Genomic DNA, 1305 nt, shown 5'->3' on the forward strand with positions numbered 1-1305 from the left:
GAGCGGGACGGGACGGCAGAGCGCATGACAGCCGCCCGTACCTACGCCCGCTGTAGTCTCGCGAGCAGCGAGCAGCGAGCAGCGAGCAGCGAGCAGCTGGCCTGGCTGGGTGTCGTCGATGCCAGATGCCCCGACCACGGCCCCGGATGGCGACCAGGCGCACCTGAACCGAACATCGCCGTGAAGGTGGTGGGGACGGGGAACTGGCCCAGCGACACAGAGGGCGAGGCCGCCGCCGAAGGATCGAGCCCGCGCCGGCTCCAGGGCGGCTGGCGACCGCCCACGCTGGGCTGGAGGTCGGCGAGGACACGCTGACGCTCTTTGCCGCCAGCACCGTGTTCGAGTTCGCGCCCGCGGCGGAGGCGGTGCTGCGCCCGCTGGTCGACGGCCGCACCGTAGGCCTGGCCACGCTCGCCGACACGGCCGGCCTCGCCATCGAGGACATCGTCGGGCTGGTCCAGGAGCTCGTTGCCGGGCGGGCCGCCACGGCGGGGAGCCTGCTGTGACCGCACACCTCGCCCTCGGTACTTACCGGTGCCGGGCGATCCCGGAGGCGGCCGCTCGCGCGGCCGCCTCCGGCGCGTGGATCGACACCGCCCGCAACTACGCCACCGGCCGCGCCCAGATCCTGCTGGCCCCGGCCCTGGCCGCTCACCCGTCCCTGAACCTCTCCACCGAGACAGGTACTTCACTGCGGCCACCAGCACCGACGCTGTGAACGATGGCGCCCTCACCGAGGACCAGGCCGCCGCCGGGCACAGCCTCCCCCCGGACCACGTGCGCTGGCAGACCGGCCGCAACCGCGTACAGCTCGGGCGCGACCGGCTGGATCTGGTCCTAGAAGGAGACTTCCCCTACGGGATCGCTGAGGATCCGGATTCCCCACCCGTGCATCCACTCCCCGCACTGCGGGCAGGTGTTGAGCTTGCTCGGCTCGTCCTGGCCCTCTGCCCGGAAGACGGACAAGCCGTGTCAGAGCCACTGTGCGCACGAGCCCGTCACGTCCCGCTTCAGGCCCACGGGTCGTCGTAGCCCACCGGGTCGGGCTGTTCGGGGTGGAGCATCTTGCGGATGCAGCGTCGCAGTCCGGTCTCGTCGGAGGGGGCGGCAACGGCCATCCAGGGCAGGGCGTTCATGGCGTGGGCGCGTTTGTCGGTGGTGAGGTCGTCTATGGTGGCGCGCAGGTTGTCGGGGGCGGGTTCGTCGGTGAGGCAGAGCCAGCCGATCGCGGCGGCCAGCCGGGCTTCGGGGGTCTGCGTCGGGTCCTGCCACTGCTCGCGCATCCACGTGGTGGTCGGGGGGTGG

Annotated in this window: 3 protein-coding genes and 1 pseudogene; 3 read left to right on the top strand and 1 reads right to left on the bottom strand. The window is 72.3% G+C overall.

Features of this window, described 5'->3' with window-relative positions; all coding sequences use genetic code 11:
- The 3 genes from FNH09_RS49385 to FNH09_RS46415 all read left to right on the top strand — a co-directional run.
- Positions 1-315: hypothetical protein (locus FNH09_RS49385; RefSeq protein WP_238427501.1), on the top strand; the 315-nt coding region annotated here is incomplete at its 5' end.
- Between the two features lie 20 nt (positions 316-335).
- A complete protein-coding gene (locus FNH09_RS46410) occupies positions 336-506 on the top strand; it encodes a winged helix domain-containing protein (RefSeq protein ID WP_202919906.1) in 171 nt (56 codons plus the stop codon).
- Positions 503-718 (top strand): hypothetical protein, encoded by a 216-nt coding sequence (locus FNH09_RS46415; protein ID WP_152895878.1) that lies wholly within the window; start codon positions 503-505, stop codon positions 716-718. The genes FNH09_RS46410 and FNH09_RS46415 overlap by 4 nt, the downstream gene beginning before the upstream one ends.
- A gap of 292 nt (positions 719-1010) precedes the next feature.
- On the opposite strand, the pseudogene FNH09_RS46420 reads toward FNH09_RS46415, so the two are convergent.
- A pseudogene (locus tag FNH09_RS46420) lies at positions 1011-1305 on the bottom strand (hypothetical protein); the annotation flags it as partial.

The organism is Streptomyces adustus (genome assembly GCF_009377175.1).
In the GTDB taxonomy this organism is placed as follows: domain Bacteria; phylum Actinomycetota; class Actinomycetes; order Streptomycetales; family Streptomycetaceae; genus Streptomyces; species Streptomyces adustus.